Source organism: Arthrobacter sp. MDB1-55 (genome assembly GCF_059092925.1).
The window spans coordinates 1,229,557-1,245,475 of sequence record NZ_JBNHID010000001.1; the positions used below are offsets into that span (position 1 = coordinate 1,229,557).

11 protein-coding genes are annotated in these 15,919 nt (G+C 64.0%); 5 read left to right on the forward strand and 6 right to left on the reverse strand.

Going from position 1 to position 15,919, the window contains the following annotated elements:
- Positions 1–41: 41 nt before the first annotated feature.
- The 3 genes from AC5RU3_RS05880 (at position 42) to AC5RU3_RS05890 (ending at position 4,442) form a co-directional block, all read left to right on the forward strand.
- On the forward strand, positions 42–2,576 hold the full coding sequence (locus AC5RU3_RS05880) for a DEAD/DEAH box helicase (RefSeq protein WP_309072396.1): 2,535 nt from the start codon (positions 42–44) through the stop codon (positions 2,574–2,576).
- Positions 2,577–2,661: 85 nt separating this feature from the next.
- Positions 2,662–3,144: a GNAT family N-acetyltransferase gene (locus AC5RU3_RS05885; protein WP_493965028.1), complete on the forward strand. Its 483-nt coding sequence runs from the start codon at positions 2,662–2,664 to the stop codon at positions 3,142–3,144.
- The gene (locus AC5RU3_RS05890; RefSeq protein ID WP_493965029.1) at positions 3,141–4,442 is read left to right on the forward strand and encodes an alpha/beta fold hydrolase; all 1,302 of its coding nucleotides are present in this window, start codon (positions 3,141–3,143) and stop codon (positions 4,440–4,442) included. Before AC5RU3_RS05885 ends, AC5RU3_RS05890 begins: the two co-directional genes overlap by 4 nt.
- A 76-nt stretch (positions 4,443–4,518) precedes the next feature.
- Here the strand turns inward: AC5RU3_RS05890 and AC5RU3_RS05895 are convergent, their stop codons facing one another.
- The 4 genes from AC5RU3_RS05895 to coaE form a co-directional block, all read right to left on the reverse strand.
- Entirely contained in the window at positions 4,519–5,553 is a 1,035-nt protein-coding gene (locus tag AC5RU3_RS05895) for a TerC family protein (protein WP_309072399.1), read from the reverse strand.
- Between the two features lie 181 nt (positions 5,554–5,734).
- On the reverse strand, positions 5,735–7,501 hold the full coding sequence (locus tag AC5RU3_RS05900; RefSeq protein ID WP_493965030.1) for a hypothetical protein: 1,767 nt from the start codon (positions 7,499–7,501) through the stop codon (positions 5,735–5,737).
- A gap of 3 nt (positions 7,502–7,504) precedes the next feature.
- Positions 7,505–9,592, reverse strand: a complete 2,088-nt coding sequence (uvrB, locus tag AC5RU3_RS05905) for an excinuclease ABC subunit UvrB (protein WP_309071884.1) — start codon at positions 9,590–9,592, stop codon at positions 7,505–7,507.
- A gap of 74 nt (positions 9,593–9,666) precedes the next feature.
- Complete coding sequence (gene coaE, locus AC5RU3_RS05910; protein ID WP_493965031.1) at positions 9,667–10,887, reverse strand: dephospho-CoA kinase; 1,221 nt, start codon at positions 10,885–10,887, stop codon at positions 9,667–9,669.
- 61 nt (positions 10,888–10,948) lie between these two features.
- Between coaE and AC5RU3_RS05915 the strand changes: the two genes are divergently transcribed.
- Positions 10,949–11,626 carry an IMPACT family protein gene (locus tag AC5RU3_RS05915; RefSeq protein ID WP_493965032.1) on the forward strand — a complete coding sequence of 226 codons (678 nt, stop codon included), beginning with the start codon at positions 10,949–10,951 and terminating at the stop codon, positions 11,624–11,626.
- Positions 11,619–12,746 (forward strand): class I SAM-dependent methyltransferase, encoded by a 1,128-nt coding sequence (locus AC5RU3_RS05920; protein ID WP_309071881.1) that lies wholly within the window; start codon positions 11,619–11,621, stop codon positions 12,744–12,746. Before AC5RU3_RS05915 ends, AC5RU3_RS05920 begins: the two co-directional genes overlap by 8 nt.
- An 84-nt stretch (positions 12,747–12,830) precedes the next feature.
- Here the strand turns inward: AC5RU3_RS05920 and rpsA are convergent, their stop codons facing one another.
- Positions 12,831–14,306, reverse strand: a complete 1,476-nt coding sequence (rpsA, locus tag AC5RU3_RS05925; protein ID WP_309071880.1) for a 30S ribosomal protein S1 — start codon at positions 14,304–14,306, stop codon at positions 12,831–12,833.
- A gap of 277 nt (positions 14,307–14,583) precedes the next feature.
- Positions 14,584–15,903: a GNAT family N-acetyltransferase gene (locus AC5RU3_RS05930; RefSeq protein ID WP_493965033.1), complete on the reverse strand. Its 1,320-nt coding sequence runs from the start codon at positions 15,901–15,903 to the stop codon at positions 14,584–14,586.
- Positions 15,904–15,919: the final 16 nt, after the last annotated feature.

Here is a 15,919-nt window from a genome sequence, read left to right on the forward strand (position 1 = left end):
GGACAGGGCACATCCGGCACAAGCGGATAGGCTGGAACTAAATGACTATCCAGGAACATCTCCCCCAGCCCGGCGAAGCACCCGCTCCCGACGCCGACACCGTCTACACGGCCTTCCATTCCTGGTCCGCCAGCACCGGGATCACTCTGTACCCGGCGCAGGATGAAGCCGTCCTCGAGCTTGTCTCCGGGAACAACGTCATCCTCGCGACCCCCACCGGATCAGGCAAATCACTGGTGGCCGTCGCAGCTCACTTCCATGCGATCGCGGAGGGGCGGCGAAGCTACTACACCGCCCCGATCAAGGCGCTGGTCTCGGAGAAGTTCTTCGCACTGTGCGCGATCTTCGGCGCCGAGAACGTCGGCATGGTCACGGGCGACTCCGCCGTCAACCAGGATGCCCCCATCATCTGCTGTACAGCGGAGATTCTGGCGAACATCGCACTGCGCGAGGGAAGCCGCGCCGATGTCGGCACGGTGGTCATGGATGAGTTCCACTTCTATGCTGATCCGCAGCGCGGGTGGGCCTGGCAGGTCCCCCTGCTGGAGCTGCCGCAGGCACAGTTCCTCCTGATGTCCGCAACCCTCGGCGATGTTGAGCGCTTCGAGAAGGACCTGACCGAGCGAACCTCCCGGGCCACTGTTCTGGTCAGTTCGGGTGATCGACCCATTCCGCTGAACTTCTACTATTCCGAGGAGCCCCTGCAGGAAGCCCTCGAGGAATTGCTCTCCACGCACCAGGCACCGGTCTACGTGGTGCACTTCAGCCAGGCGGACGCCATCGAACGCGCGCAGAACCTGATGAGCATCAATGTCTGCACACGTGAGGAGAAGGACAGGATCGCGGCCCTCATTGCGAACTTCCGGTTCTCCTCCGGCTTCGGCAAGACCCTGAACCGGCTGGTGCGCCACGGTATCGGTGTACATCACGCCGGGATGCTGCCCAAGTACCGGCGGCTTGTTGAGCAGCTTGCACAGGCGGGGCTGCTCAAGGTCATCTGCGGCACGGACACGCTTGGCGTGGGCATCAACGTGCCCATCCGGACCGTCATGCTCACGGCTCTCAGCAAGTACGACGGCGTTCGCACCCGCCTGCTCAACGTGCGGGAGTTCCACCAGATCGCCGGCCGCGCGGGGCGGGCGGGTTACGACACCTCCGGAACGGTGGTGGTGCAGGCGCCCGACCACGTCGTCGAGAATACGAAGGCAATGGCCAAGGCCACAGCAAAATTCGGCGATGACCAGAAGAAGCTCCGCCAGGTGGTGCGTAAAAAGCCTCCCCAGGGGTTTGTTTCCTGGGGTAGGCCCACCTATGACAGGCTCGTCGAGGGCACACCGGAGCCGCTCGGTTCCAGTTTCGCGGTGAGTCACTCGATGCTGCTGAATCTGCTCGAGCGTCCGGGGGACCCGCTGAGGGCGGTGCAGGACCTGCTGCGCGGTAATCATGAACCTCCCGCCCGCCAGTTCATGCACCTTCGCAGGGCAATCAGCATCTATCGCGAACTGGTGACAGCGGGCATCGTGGAGCGGCTCCCCGAGCCCGACGACGAGGGCAGGACCATCCGGCTCAAGGTCCATCTGCAGGCGAACTTCGCGCTCAACCAGCCGCTCTCCCCCTTCGCGCTCGCCAGCCTCGAACTCCTCGACCCCGAGAGCCCGGCCTACGCCCTCGACGTCGTTTCGGTCATCGAGGCCACCCTGGAGAAGCCGCGCCAGGTGCTCAGCGCGCAGGAGAAGAAGGCCCGCGGCGAGGCCGTAGCCGCAATGAAGGCCGACGGCGTTGACTACGACCAGCGGATGGCCAGGCTCGAGGAGATCTCCTATCCGCAACCGCTCGCCGAGCTGTTGTTCCAGGCCTTCGAGACCTACCGCTCGGGTGCTCCCTGGCTGGGGGACTTCGAACTCACGCCCAAGTCGGTAGTCCGCGACATGTACGAGCGGGCCATGAACTTCGGCGAGTACATCGCGTTCTACTCCCTGGCCCGTTCCGAGGGGATTCTCCTCAGGTACCTTGCCGACTGCTTCAAGGCCCTGCGTCAGACCGTCCCCCGTGACGCCCTGCGCGAAGACCTGACCGACATCATCGAGTGGCTCGGGGAGCTGATCCGCCAGGTGGACTCGAGCCTGCTCGATGAGTGGGAACAGTTGGCGGCGGGCGTGTCCGGCCAGGACACAGGGACTGTTGATCTTCCCCCGGAGCCCGATTCCGTTACCTCGAACGAGCGGGCGTTCCGGGTCATGGTGCGCAACGAGATGTTCCAGCGGGTGAAGCTGTTCGCCGCGGAGGACGAGGAAGCACTTGGCCGGCTGGATGAGGCGTCGGGCTGGAACGCAGACCGATGGGCCGAAGCAATGGACGGCTACTTCGACGCTCACGACGACATCGACGACGGTCCTGATGCCCGCGGGCCCGCCCTGCTCATCATCAAGCAGGTTCCCGGACGCTGGGAGGTGCGGCAGATCTTCAAGGACCCGGCCGGCGACCAGGACTGGGGCATTAACGCGGTCATCGACCTCGCGGCGTCAGACGAGGCGGGATTCCCGGTTCTGGCGGTCACTTCCGTGGGCGGTCCCTGAACCGCGTCTAGCGGACCCTGAACCGCGGCCTTCCACACCTCGCTGGCGCTCGGCGCGGGTCCCTCGGCCAGTAGGCTTATGGATCATGACTCCTATCCGGGAAGCGCGTCGTGATGACGTGCCCATCATCCTGCAATTGATCCACGACCTTGCGGTCTATGAGAAGGAACCTGACGCCGTCCGCAATACGGTGCAGGGCCTTGAGGAAGCGCTGTTCGGACCACATCCCGGCATCTTTGCGCATGTGGCCGAGGACGACGGCGGCGTCCAGGGTTTCGCTCTGTGGTTCCTCAACTACTCCACCTGGGAGGGCGTGCACGGCATCTACCTTGAAGATTTGTACGTACGCCCTGAAGCGCGGGGATCGGGCTACGGGAAAGCGCTGCTGCGCAGACTCGCCGGAATCGCGTCCGAACGCGGTTATGCACGCGTGGAGTGGTCCGTACTGAACTGGAACGAACCTTCGATTGCCTTTTACCGCAGTCTGGGGGCGCTTCCGCAGGACGAGTGGACCACCTTCAGGCTCACCGGCGATCCGCTGACGAAGTTTGCGGGCAACGGCGCATGACCGCCCCGGCTCATGAAACGGGGCCCACCCGGGTGATGCGAGGCGTGAAGACGACGCCCCACCGTTTCGCCGTTCCACTGGACTACACCGTTCCTGAGGGTGAGCACATCGCGGTTTTCGCTCGAGAGTACAGCTCCACGGATCACGACGACGCAACGCGGCTCCCGTGGCTGCTCTTCCTTCAGGGCGGGCCCGGCGTGCGTGGTAACCGCACCACCCAGCTCTCCGGCTGGATGAAGGCAGCCGCCCGTGATTTCCGGATCCTGATGCTTGACCAGCGCGGTACCGGGCTCTCCACGCCCGCCGACACCGTGACGCTCCCCCTGCGCGGCACCCCGGCTGAGCAGGCGCGCTACCTTCGCCGCTTCCGCGCTGACTCGATCGTTGCGGATGCGGAATCCATCCGTAACGCCCTGGGTTCGGAACCGTGGACAGTATTCGGGCAAAGCTTCGGCGGATTCTGCACCCTGTCCTATCTTTCCTTCGCTCCGGAGGGGGTGGAACGCGCCTTGATCACAGGCGGACTGGCACCACTCGCCGGACCGCCGGAGCGTGTCTACCGATCAACTTTCAAGCGCGTAGCGAAGCGCAACGCCGAGTACTTCTCCTGGTATCCCGAGGACCGGGCACTGGCCACACGCCTCATGCGCCACCTCGACGCGGTCGAGGAGTTCCTGCCTAGCGGCGAACGGCTTACTGCGCACCGATTCCAGATGGTCGGGTCCTTCCTCGGCGGAAACGCGCGGGTGGATGCACTTCACTACCTGCTGGAGGACGCCTTCGTCCCGGCCCCCGGCGGGGAACGTCTCTCGTCCAGTTTCCTGGATCAGGTGCAGTCCGTCGTGAGCCGTCGATCGAACCCGCTGTACGCGCTCCTTCACGAGTCCATCTACTGCCAGGGCGAAGCCTCGAGGTGGGCGGCATGGCGGGTGTTGAAAGAGTTCCCCGACTTCGCGCCCGATGCAACGGATCCGCTGCTCACCGGTGAAATGATCTATCCCTGGTACTTCGATGAGGACCCCGCACTGATTCCGCTCAAGGAAACGGCTGAACTCATCGCAGCGGCAGACGACTGGGGGCTGCTGTACGATCCGGCCCGGCTTGCGCGCAACGATGTGCCCGTCGCAGCTGCCGTTTACAGCGATGACATCTACGTGGACCGGGACCTGTCCCTTGAGACGGCAGCGGCGGTCCGTGGCCTCCAGGTGTGGGAAACCTCGGACTTTCATCATGACGGAATCAACGACGACGGCGACGCCATTTTCTCGCGTCTGCTCGCCATGACCCGCCGCGGCTAGGGAACCTCGGCAACGTAGAAGGCGCCGACCCTGCACTGCAGGATCGGCGCCTTATGTATCAGCTCTCAGGCGTGGTTCAGTGTTCCGGACCGCCCGTGCGGGCCTTTTCGGCGTCCGCAGCGAGTTCGGCATCGAGCTTGGCGCGCTTCCCGGCAGGGCTCAGCAGGCTCGCTACGACAGCTATCACGATGGTGGCGACGATGAAGCCCAGCGAAGCGAACGTCGGGATTACCGGGGCCCATTCAATATGCTGGCCGCCGTTGATGAACGGCAGTTCGTTCTCGTGCATGGCGTGCAGGATCAGTTTCACACCGATGAAGGCGAGGATGATCGAGAGCGCGTGCTTGAGGAACACCAGTCGGGTCATGAGACCGCCCAGGAGGAAGTACAGCTGGCGCAGGCCCATCAGCGCGAACAGGTTCGCGGTGAACACGATGAACGCACTTTCGGTCAGGCCGAAGATCGCGGGAATGGAGTCCACAGCGAACAGCAGGTCGGTGAGGCCGATCGTGACGAAGACGATGAGCATCGGTGTGAAGACCTTCTTGCCGTTGACCACGGTGCGGACCTTGCCGCCGTCGTACTTGTCGGTCATAGGCAGCACAGTGCGCAGCTTGGCAATGAGCTTGTTTTCCTTCTCCTCTTCCTCTTCACCGGAGTCTTTCGCCTGGTGGTAAGCGGTCCACAGGAGGAATGCGCCGAAGATGTAGAAGATCCAGGAGAAGTTGCTGATCAGCGCCGCACCCAAAAGGATGAAGATTCCGCGCAGTATCAGGGCGATGATAATGCCCACCATCAGCACTTCCTGCTGGTACTTCCGCGGCACGGAGAACCTGGCCATGATGATGATGAACACGAACAGGTTATCGATGCTCAGGCTGTACTCCGTCACCCAGCCGGCGACGAACTGCCCGCCGAATTCGGGGCCTGTTATAGCGAACATGAGTACGGCAAAGATCAGAGCGAGTCCCACGTAGAAGGAGACCCATAAGCCGGCTTCCTTCATCGAAGGCTCGTGGGGCCGCTTCACGACAAGCAGGAGGTCGAACAGGAGGATAATTCCCAGAACGACAAATGTGCCTATTTCAAAGGCAAGGGGCAGTTCAAGCACTAGGGACCCTTTCGAAGGTACAACGGGATTCGCAAGTCTCTCCGTCGCATTCGTTGTGCGACCGCTACGCCCGGCAGACCGTCGTCGGCCTGCGTGTTGACGTTCGTAGCGCGAAAGGATACTCCCCTACGTTCGTCCCATGGTACCCGCGGCCGGTCGGGATCGGGAAACAAGACGCAAGTCAAGTACGGAGCTGCGCCAACCCGGCGACATGTTGCACGATGTCGGGCTCGGTCCAGTAGTCGCTGTGACCTCGGACCAGGCCGTCGGGCCGCGGATCTGGAAGTTCGCTGTTTGCGATCCCCGGGATGGGGAACCCGATGGGATCTGTTGCCCGCCAGTAATTGCGCCAGCTTCGGGATCCGGCAACGGCGTCGGCCAGCAGTTCCGGCGTGAAGGTGGCCGGAAAAAACCGCGCATACACGGAGTGGACGGGTGACCCGGCCGTCACGAGGTGCGGCCGCACGCCATCGACGGAGGTGCGAGCGACAAGCCAGGCACAGAGTACCGAGCCCTGGCTGTGGGCGACGAGGACAACCTGGCCCCGGGCATGCCGGTCCACCAGGTTCGAGATACCGTCAACAGCAGCGTCCCGGTACGATGAGCCGGCCAGCGGATGGTCCAGGACGGGCCAGAAGCCGGCGACGTCGGCTGTCTTCCCGAGCACCTCCCGCAAGGGACGAAGCTGCCCGAGAAGGAGCACGAGCACCACCACCGCCCCCGCAGCCTGGAGCACCAGGATCGCCAGTGCCAGCCAAGGACCACCGAGCCTGCCCTCGCCGAGGACGATTACCGCCGTCATCGCCGCCAGCGCGAGTACGAGGGCGAGCGGCAGAATGCGTGGCACCAACTGCGGCGCTTGGGCGCACACAGCGTGCCACCAGCGCCCGCGTTCGGCCTTACCATGCCCGAGAGGCGGCAAGCCCGGTCCGGCGCCCGAAGCCAGCACGACAGCGATGGCGACCAGCGCTGCTGCTGCGGCGATCAGCGCGAGGAACGGGAAGAGGTCAAGCCGGCTGTCGCCGGGATCGTCGGGATTGTCATAGGGAAGGAGAATGCCGGAGAGCGGCTGCGGAACCCGCACCCACCCGAAAAGCCCGGTGACGTAGCCGAGCAGGTTGTCCAAAACCATACGGACCAGCGCGGTGACGGAGTGCATCAGGGGTACTGCAACAGCCAGCAGGACACCAGCAGCAGCGAGCGGCCCCCGCACCTTCTCGCGCGCACCTGAGCTTCCCCTGCCCAGCGCGGAAAGTACGAACGCCGCCGCGAAGCCCGCGACCGTACTTGCGGCGATCCAGAGCGCCATGGCGTCCAGGCGCGGCGGACCGGTGGGAAGCGCGGCTGAGGGCCAGCCTGCGTGAATGAGTTGCGCCGGCGGGGCAAGGCTGAGCGCGATACCGCCCACAACGACAAAGGCGGCGTGCATGACGGGCACGGCACTCCCGCGGTTGTGCCCGGACTGTACCCGGACGACGGTCCGGTAGCGGAAGGCCAGCCATGCAACCAGTAGGGCCGCTGCAATCAGCGGCACGATGCGCAGAACGGAAGACGGAAGGCTCAGATACCTCAGGACCGTTTCACCCAGCACGATCAGCCAGGCAAGCTGCGACAGCGTCAGCACGACGCCGATGACGCCAACCATGGCTCGCAGGGTTGCCACTGCCGGAGCTCCTGCTCCCACGGGTTCCATGCGCCCCGCCACGTTTGCAAGGGTGAACGGGAATGCCAGATACCAGAGGAAGCCGGTCTTCTGCCGCCGTGACCGCGACCAGTTCACAATGCGCAGCCGGTGTTCCGGCAGCGGCGGAGGGGCGGCGACCTGAACCCAGGCATTGAGTCGTTTCTCAACCGGCAACCCAAGACTGGTGTAGTACTCGTGGTCTCCAATCCCATGGACCCGGATCTCGGTGAAGGACCCGCTGCCTGCCGCAACCTCGTCGGCCATTGGTCAGGCGTGCCCGGCGGACTGCATCTGCCTCAGTTCCTTCTTCAGATCGCTGACCTCGTCGCGGAGCCGGGCCGCCAGTTCGAACTGGAGCTCCTCGGCTGCGGCGTGCATCTGGTCAGTCAACTGGCTGATCAGATCGGTGAGGTTTTCTGCCGGCACCGCGGCGAGGCCATCGTGCCGGACGGTTGGGACCTTGCCCTTACCTTTGCCCTTGGACGACTTGGCCGTTTTCTCGAGCAGAGCCCGGGTATCCGCGTCCTCCTTTGCCAGGGAGTCCGTGATGTCCGCAATGCGCTTCCGCAGGGGTTGGGGATCCACGCCGTTCTTTTTGTTGAAGGCGATCTGGATGTCGCGTCGCCGGGTGGTCTCCTCGATCGCATTCGCCATGGAATCCGTGATCCGGTCGGCGTACATGTGCACCTGACCGGAAACGTTCCTGGCGGCGCGGCCGATGGTCTGGATCAGTGAGGTGGAACTGCGCAGGAAACCCTCCTTGTCCGCGTCCAGGATGCTGACCAGAGACACTTCCGGCAGATCCAGGCCCTCCCTCAGAAGGTTGATGCCCACCAGCACGTCGAACGTGCCCATCCGGAGCTCACGCAGCAACTCCACCCGGCGAAGGGTGTCCACGTCTGAGTGCAGATACTCGACCTTCACCCCGTGTTCCAGAAGGTAGCCGGTAAGGTCTTCGGCCATGCGCTTGGTCAGGGTGGTGACCAGGACCCGCTCATCGCGCTCCACCCGCACCTGAATCTCCCCGAGAAGGTCGTCGATCTGGCCCTTGCTCGGCTTGACGACGATCTCCGGGTCCACCAGCCCGGTGGGTCGGATGATCTGCTGGACATAACCGTCTGACTTGCTCAGCTCGTACTTTCCGGGGGTAGCCGAGAGGTAGACGGTCTGGCCGATGCGCTCGAGGAACTCATCCCACTTCAGCGGCCTGTTGTCCATGGCGGACGGGAGGCGGAAGCCGTGGTCAACCAGGGTGCGCTTGCGGGACATGTCGCCCTCGTACATAGCGCCAATCTGCGGAATGGTCACGTGGGATTCATCCACGACAAGCAGGAAGTCGTCAGGGAAGTAATCGATGAGGCAATGCGGCGCGCTGCCTTTGGTTCGTCCGTCGATATGGCGGGAGTAGTTCTCGATGCCGTTGCAGAAACCCATCTGCTGCATCATCTCGAGGTCATAAGTGGTGCGCATGCGCAGCCGCTGTGCTTCGACCAGCTTGTTCTGTGACTCAAGTTCCTCGAGACGCTCCCGCAATTCGTCTTCAATGCGTGTGATCGCCCGGGCCATCCGCTCCGGTCCGGCCACATAGTGCGAGGCCGGGAAGACGTACATCTCCGTCTCCTCCCGCACCACTTCACCCGTGAGCGGGTGAAGCGTGTAGATGCGCTCAACCTCATCGCCGAAAAACTCTATGCGCAGCGCAAGCTCTTCATACATCGGAATGATCTCAACGGTGTCCCCGCGTACTCGGAATGTGCCGCGATGAAAATCCATGTCATTGCGGACATACTGCATCGCCACGAACTGACGCAGCAGGGCATCCCGGTTCATCTCCTGCCCCTGCCGCAGGGTGACCATCGCGGAGACGTACTCCTCGGGTGTACCGAGACCATAGATGCACGAGACAGTGGCGACCACCACGACATCGCGCCGGGTCAGCAGCGCGTTCGTAGCGGAGTGGCGCAGCCGCTCAACCTCCTCATTGATGGAGGAGTCCTTTTCGATGAAGGTGTCGGTCTGCGGGACGTATGCCTCGGGTTGGTAGTAGTCGTAGTAGGAGACGAAGTACTCGACCGCGTTGTTCGGCAGGAGCTCGCGGAATTCGTTGGCAAGCTGGGCCGCGAGGGTCTTGTTCTGGACCATGACCAGCGTTGGCCGCTGTACCTGCTCGATGAGCCATGCAGTCGTGGCGCTTTTGCCGGTACCGGTGGCGCCAAGGAGCACCACGTCCTTCTCACCGGCGTTGATTCGCTCCGCAAGTTCCTTGATGGCGGTCGGCTGGTCACCGGCAGGCTGGTACTCGCTGATCACCTCAAAAGGCGCAACAACACGGTTGATTTCCTGCGCAAGACTCATGGTTCTACGTTACCGCCCGCCGCGGACAACCACAGTCCGTGATAGGTGTTCTTTGCTGGAGGCTGAACCCCGGCTCAGCCCGCGACGGGCGGGCTCGGTGACCAGCCGACGTCGTACTTCCAGGCGGTCACACGCGGGGCCGCAAAGGTGCTGAACCACTCCTCCTTGCAGGCGGCGTAACCCGAGGTGGAGGCGTCGTTCCGATGGATGCCGGCGCACCGGTCCTTCTCTGCTGCATATGCCGCCGCCATATCAGGATTGGCCCGCAGCCAGTCCCGGAAGGCCAGGGCGTACTGCCACCCCGGGGAACCCTCGACACGGACATGCAGGTTCACCGCCCGCCCCGGATCAGCGTTGCAATGCAGCCGTTTCTGCCACAGCTCCGGGTGCGGAAGGTCTGCGGTGGGCGTATCCCGCCAGACGCCCGGTAGGCGTGGGAACCCTGCCTCTGCGAGAGGGCCGGAGAGGGCGTCGGCGTCCTCAAGGGAGGCGACCGTCAGCTGGAGGTCGATGACGTCCTTCGCCGGCAAACCCGGGACGGCGGTGGATCCGATGTGGTCGACGCGGAGCACTCGCGGATCGCGCCGCTTCAGGCGGCGGCCCAGCAGGGCGGCCTGGCGCTGCCAGTCGTCATCATGCAGGAGTACGGGTCCCCCGCGGCGTTGCGCCCGTTCCTGTTCAGTGAGGTTCCGTGCGAACGGCACAATCCGCTGTTCCCATAATTCCTCTATGGCGCTGATGAGCGCCGCCGGGGACCCGGAGTTGTCCAGTACGACGTCGGCTGCCGCATTTCTCGTGTCCGGTTCGGCCTGCGCCTCCATCCGCTTTCGTGCCTCCTGCTCCGTCATCCCGCGCTGCTCCACCATGCGGCGAAGCCGCATCTCCTGGGGCGCGTCAATCACCAGCACCAGGTGAAAGCTGTCTTCCTGCCCGGTCTCCACGAGGAGCGGGATGTCATGCACCACAACGGCGCCGCTTGACCGTGCGCGCGCGTCGGCCTCTGCCTTCGCTGCCTCCTGACGGACCCGCGGATGGATGATTGCGTTCAGCGTTGCGCGTCCGGCAGGGTCCGCGAAGATGACGGCCCCGAGCGCAGGCCGGTCCAGTGAGCCGTCCTGCCGGAGCACGCCTTGCCCAAACGCTGCAACGACCTCCCGCAGACCCTCGGTGCCGGGCTCCACTACAGCGCGGGCAAGCTGGTCGGCGTCGATGAGTACCGCTCCCAGCTCACGAAGTGTTAACGCCGCCAGCGACTTTCCCGCAGCAATCCCGCCCGTCAATCCAACCCTCAACATGACTGCAAGGCTACCTGCGGACGTCGCTCCCTGCCCTCTCCGGGTTGCCTACACTGGAGGAGTGACAGGGACGGCGGGAACGGTGGCGCGATACACGACTATCGCTGGTTCTCATCGACACGAACTGGAGGTCCGCCGGTCCCGCTTCATCACCGTGCTGCAGCGGGTGGAGTCCGAGGACGAGGTCCGTGACCTCCTTACCCGGGTGCGCCGGGAGTTCCACGATGCGAGGCACCATTGCAGCGCCGTCGTTCTTGGACCCAGCCGCGAGATCCAGCGCGCCAACGACGACGGCGAGCCCTCCGGTACCGCCGGCCAACCGATGCTCGACGCGATCATCAGACGGGCCACTTCCCCTGATCGAGCGGATCTGAGCGATCTTGCTGCGATCGTCGTGCGCTACTTCGGCGGGATCCTGCTGGGCGCCGGCGGATTGGTGCGTGCGTACTCGGACTCGGTGTCCCAGGCGCTCGATGCCGCGCCGATGATCACCCGGGAGCGACGGCAGCTGCTCGAGATCGCGGCGCCTTCCGCCACCGCCGGGCGGGTCGAGAATGAGCTGCGAGCCGTCGGCACTCCAGTGCTGGCGGTGCACTACGAAGGGGAGCTGGCTCGCCTCACCGTCGCGGTTGATGACGACGCCGCCGCAATGGGCTCCTTCTCAAGTCGCCTTGCAGCGATCACAGCCGGTGAATTGACCGCAGTGCCAGTGAGCCGCGAATGGGTGGACCGTGGCTGACTTCCCTTTCAACGCTCTCAGGCGCTGGCCTGACGTGGAAGCCGAGAACCTGCACGCGGTCGATGCCACGGACAGGCTGCTCCTCGATACAGCAGGTGAAGCCCTGCGGGGCTGTGCTGCGGGTGAAGTCGCCGTCGTCGGTGACACACACGGCGCCCTGACTCTCGGCACGCTGCATGCCGGCGCTGAGCACGTGCGCGTCCATCAGGACTCAGTCACCGGCGAGCGTGCGCTCGCGGCAAATGCACGCAGCTTTCCGCTCAGCGGTCTGTACACCTCAACGGTCCTGGGCAAGGACCTCTTCGACGGCGTCCGCCTGGTGCTGCTGCAACTCCCCCGCTCCCTTGACGCGTTGGAGGAGATCGCGTGGCATATCGCAACCGCCGCACATCCCGACGTCACCGTCTTCGCGGGAGGGAGAGTCAAACACATGACTCCGGCCATGACCACGGTCCTGGCCAAGTACTTCCGCACCGTCGAGGCCGGGCTGGCGCGGCAGAAGTCCCGGATCCTTACTGCGTCGTGCCCGCTCCCGACGGGCCCATGCCCATTTCCTTCCGAAGCAGAGTACGACGTCGGACTCCCCCGCCCGCTGCGGCTACGCGCCTTCGGGGCAACGTTCGGGGGCGCGAAGCTCGACCCCGGCACCCGCTTCCTGCTCCCCCACCTCCAAGGAACACGACCATCCAGCCACGCCGTGGACCTTGGCTGCGGCAACGGGACAATCGCCGCTTACCTTGCCCTGACCCACCCGGGACTCTCCGTCATCGCGACCGATACCTCGGCGGCGGCGGTGGCCGCCACCCGGGCTACGGTCGACGCGAACGGTGTAGGCGACAGGGTAACCGTTGTGCGCGACGACGCCCTGTCAGGGCGGCCCGATTCCGGTGACCATCTGATCGTCCTGAACCCGCCGTTCCATTCCGGTCATACCGTCCATGCGGGAATAGCACTGAAGCTGTTTGCCGAATCGGGGCGTTCGCTGGCGCCCGGCGGCGAACTGTGGACCGTGTGGAACAGCCATCTGCAGTACCGCGGTGCGCTGGAGCGGCTTGTGGGACCCACCCGCCAGGTAGCGCGCGACCGCAAGTTCACGGTCACGGTGTCCACTCGCAGCTGAAGATCTACGCCCTGCGTTTTGCCGGGCAGTGCTTAACGCAGGAAACCCCCGCCCAATGGCGGGGGTTTCCTGAGGAGATCGGACCTAGTTGCCGGTCAGCTTCTCACGCAGTGCGGCGAGAGCCTCATCCGACGCGAGGGTACCGGACCCTGCGGGTGACTCTGCAGCCGGCTCCGAGGAGTAGCTGGTTGCACCGGAGTCCGCCGGCTCGTTGGCTGCGGCGGCGTCGTCGGACGCGTGCTGCACAACCTGCTTCTTGTGAGCTTCCCAGCGGGACTGGGCCTCGGCGTACTGGGCTTCCCACGCTGCGCGCTGGGTCTCGTAGCCTTCAAGCCACTCGTTGGACTCGGGATCGAAGCCCTCGGGGTACTTGTAGTTGCCCTCTTCGTCGTACTCAGCGGCCATGCCGTAGAGAGCCGGATCGAACTCGGTGCTGTCTGCGTCGACGCCCTCGTTGGCCTGCTTGAGGGACAGCGAGATGCGGCGGCGCTCAAGGTCGATGTCGATGACCTTGACGAAGAGCTCGTCACCAACGGAGACAACCTGCTCGGCCAGTTCAACGTGGCGCACAGCAAGTTCAGAGATGTGGACGAGGCCTTCGATGCCGTCTTCGACGCGAACGAACGCACCGAACGGAACCAGCTTGGTGACCTTACCGGGGACAACCTGGCCCAGCGCGTGAGTGCGGGCGAAGGTCTGCCACGGATCTTCCTGGGTGGCCTTGAGCGACAGGGAAACGCGCTCGCGGTCCAGATCCACCTCGAGAACCTCGACGGTGACTTCCTGGCCGACCTCGACAACCTCGGACGGGTGGTCGATGTGCTTCCAGGACAGTTCCGAAACGTGAACCAGTCCGTCTACGCCGCCAAGATCGACGAATGCACCGAAGTTGACGATGGAGGACACAACGCCCGGACGGACCTGGCCCTTTTCCAGCTTGTTGAGGAAAGTGGAGCGAACCTCGGACTGGGTCTGCTCGAGCCATGCACGGCGGGACAGCACAACGTTGTTGCGGTTCTTGTCCAGCTCGATGATCTTGGCTTCAATCTGCTGACCGATGTACGGAGCAAGGTCGCGGACACGGCGCATCTCAACGAGGGAAGCGGGAAGGAAGCCGCGCAGGCCGATGTCGAGGATGAGACCACCCTTGACAACCTCGATGACCGTACCGGTGACAACACCGTCTTCTTCCTTGACCTTCTCGATGTCGCCCCAGGCGCGCTCGTACTGAGCACGCTTCTTGGAGAGGATCAGGCGGCCTTCTTTGTCTTCCTTCGTGAGGACAAGCGCTTCAACCTCGTCACCAACGGAGACCACGTCCCCCGGATCGACATCGTGCTTGATGGAAAGCTCGCGGGAAGGGATGACACCTTCGGTCTTGTAACCGATGTCGAGCAGAACTTCATCGCGGTCAACTTTGACTACCGTTCCTTCGACGAGGTCTCCGTCGTTGAAGTACTTGATGGTGGCGTCAATAGCTGCGAGGAAGTCCTCAGCGGTGCCGATGTCGTTGATAGCGACCTGCGGGGCACCTGGCTTCTCGGTGGTGGTGATGGTCATGTAGTTGGGGCTCCGTTGTGGATTATGAATTTGATCCGGACTTCTTGGACCCGCGCGGGTACATGTTGATGTACCCACCATGAGGAACCTGCCCGGATGCGGACAAATGGAAATATGGAGAACACTGTGCCAACACAACGCAGAGGCTGTGCAGGACACATTGCAGGGCCCACTGTGCGCGGGACATGCCCACCCAGTCTAGCGTTCTGCTGCAACGCCGGTCAAAGCGTGCTGGCTGCTTCCCGTGCGGTCATGGTGAGCGGGCCGGAGCGGACCGTCAGAAATGCGTGATGCAGTAGGGTGCCCGGGCCACCGAGAACAACGTTGCGGCACTCTCAACACCTTCAGGGGAACCTCCGGTCAGACCGCCTGCACTGGCAAGAATCCGCGCGTCCACTCCCCCAAGGTACAACGACCCTAAAGCAGCTACATCGAGCGTGATGTCCGTCCCGGACCCGTCGCCCAGTCTACGGACGGTGCCCGCACCGTTCGCCACACTCAGTTCGAAAGCGCCCTCGGCATGACCGAGCGCATCCGTGATTGACAGGGACAGGACACCGTCGTGCTCATAGTTGCGCTGGGACAGCGCGGCCACCGGATCGAGGATCCGCAGCCAAAGCACGTCTTCATCGGATTTCAGTTCACGGCATCTCCGGTCAGCCAGAGCCCACGGCAGCGGATCCTGGACAGGCGCCGACCCGAAGGTGACCCGGTCGATCAGGTCCAGCGAGCCGAGATAACGCCACAGCTCGAGGTAGGCGGCATCCGATACCGCCACCAGATCCTTCACCCGCATGGTGTACGGCGTCTTCTCCCAACCCGCGAACGAGTAGGAGACGAAGCCGTCCGGGCGGCCGTCGTCGTCATAATGGACGGCGGTGCGCAGCGCCTTGTCGGGTTGGGGACGATCCTCACCCCACAGACCCGCTGACCGGCGGGAGTACGCGAACTGGCGGCCGATCGAACCCAGCGAGTGTGAGTGAAAACCAGCGAAAACTTCCTGGGTGAGGTCGACGGCAGCTTCCGGCGAAACCACCTCCATCCGCCCGTACGGTACGGAAGTGATGGCGAAGCGCTCCCGAACGTCGACCTCGATCGAGGTGGTGTGCGTTGCCGTACCGAACCCGAAGCGACCGTAGATGGTGGCTTCCGACGCAGTCAGGGCCGCGACGGCAAAACCCCGTTCGGCCGCGCCCTGAAGGTCGGCAGTGATCATTTGGCGCAGCAGTCCCCGACGCCGGTGTGTCGGGCGAACCGTGACCGCGGTGACCAGATGGGCGTCCAGCAACCTGCCCCCACCGACGTTCAGCGAATTCACCATAGTGCCGTAAGTGGCTACGGGAATGCGCGGATTCCACGCATGGGGACCCGGATTGTCGTCATAGGCGCCCCACAGGATGCGCCGGTCCGCCGCATACGCCTCAGCCAGTTTCGGCAGGTCCTCGACCTCCAGCCGGCCCTCGTGGAATCCGAAGCTGACGCCCTCGAACCAGGCGGCCAACGGGCCCTCTGCTGAGGTATCGGCATCCCCGTCTACGGAGAAGGTCTCGATCCGAAGCGTGGATGCGGCGGTGTTGATCCCTGTTTGCGTGCTCACGGTTCCCCAGCCTAAT

Excerpts from the sequence above, each read along its gene's own strand:
- AC5RU3_RS05880 (WP_309072396.1), top strand. The coding sequence starts at position 42 with ATGACTATCCAGGAACATCTCCCCCAGCCCGGCGAAGCACCCGCTCCC.
- AC5RU3_RS05885 (WP_493965028.1), top strand. The coding sequence starts at position 2,662 with ATGACTCCTATCCGGGAAGCGCGTCGTGATGACGTGCCCATCATCCTG.
- AC5RU3_RS05890 (WP_493965029.1), top strand. The coding sequence starts at position 3,141 with ATGACCGCCCCGGCTCATGAAACGGGGCCCACCCGGGTGATGCGAGGC.
- AC5RU3_RS05900 (WP_493965030.1), bottom strand. The coding sequence starts at position 7,501 with ATGGCCGACGAGGTTGCGGCAGGCAGCGGGTCCTTCACCGAGATCCGG.
- uvrB (WP_309071884.1), bottom strand. The coding sequence starts at position 9,592 with ATGAGTCTTGCGCAGGAAATCAACCGTGTTGTTGCGCCTTTTGAGGTG.
- coaE (WP_493965031.1), bottom strand. The coding sequence starts at position 10,887 with ATGTTGAGGGTTGGATTGACGGGCGGGATTGCTGCGGGAAAGTCGCTG.
- rpsA (WP_309071880.1), bottom strand. The coding sequence starts at position 14,306 with ATGACCATCACCACCACCGAGAAGCCAGGTGCCCCGCAGGTCGCTATC.